This window comes from Bowmanella yangjiangensis, from assembly GCF_017255015.1.
Lineage (GTDB): Bacteria > Pseudomonadota > Gammaproteobacteria > Enterobacterales > Alteromonadaceae > Bowmanella > Bowmanella yangjiangensis.
The window spans coordinates 1-283 of the sequence record NZ_JAFKCS010000908.1 but is presented as its reverse complement, the minus strand read 5'-3'; the positions used below and the strand labels follow the sequence as shown (position 1 = coordinate 283).

General features: G+C 56.5%; 1 pseudogene. It reads right to left on the bottom strand.

From position 1 onward, the window contains the following. Positions 1 to 283 (bottom strand): annotated as a pseudogene (pilO, locus tag J0A65_RS27175) (type 4a pilus biogenesis protein PilO); the annotation flags it as partial.

The window sequence follows — 283 nt, the reverse complement described above, 5'->3', positions numbered from 1 at the left end:
CAACCCCGTGCGCGTAATATCCTCCAAAAGCCCGGGAACTTCGGTATCGCTCGGTAGTTGCCGCAGCAGCGCACCGAAAGACACTTCCATCTCCTCCATCTGCTCTTTGTAAGCCTCCAGATTCGCAGCCTGGAAGGCCTTGATGGAAAACTGATCTTTGAGCGTCACTTCCTCGCCCTGATGCTGCTCCAGCATGGCCTGCAGGTCTTTCAGGTGAAAGTTGTAACCGAGCCCGAGCACGATGATGAACAGCAGCAAGCCGGCGATGAACCTGACCGCAGCC